Source organism: Roseovarius halophilus (ex Wu et al. 2025) (assembly GCF_047086965.1).
The window spans coordinates 1-488 of the sequence record NZ_JBKOTX010000557.1 but is presented as its reverse complement, the minus strand read 5'-3'; the positions used below and the strand labels follow the sequence as shown (position 1 = coordinate 488).

Here is a 488-nt window from a genome sequence, read left to right as displayed (position 1 = left end):
CCACCGAAGAGACCGAGGTATTGATACGATCCATCTGCATTGATGTCCTCTGACAAGTCGTCGGAGAAACGCAGGTCGAAGGTGTGATAGCCAGCCGACCCGGCAAGATAGTAATCAAGGTAGATATCCTGCTCCATCCGGGCCGCGCCATAGAGGCCCCCGTAGAGACCGAAGCCATTGATTTCACCGTTCGCACGGCTGGTCACGCTGGTTTGGCTCGCATAGGCACCGAGGAAATACCCCGCCAGATGATCATCACTGACCATACGCTCACGCTGCAGCGTACCGGTTAGCATGCCTTGCGTGCCCAGCTCCTTGTCATGGCTCAGGCTGAACTCACCACGGATGATCCGCCGTACACCGGTTTCACAGCTGTAGAACTCCTCTCCGAAGGTGCCGTCGGTGTTGAACCGTCCAGCCCCCGCTTCAGCAGAGCCGTTCACGTCAAACGGACGCACTTGGCCACATTCTTCGGGCTTGGGCGCCTC

1 protein-coding gene is annotated in these 488 nt (G+C 58.2%); it reads right to left on the bottom strand.

Translation table 11 applies throughout. The features are described 5' to 3' along the window. On the bottom strand, positions 1-488 hold a 488-nt coding region (locus tag ACH107_RS33475), incomplete at both ends, for a hypothetical protein (protein ID WP_412509881.1).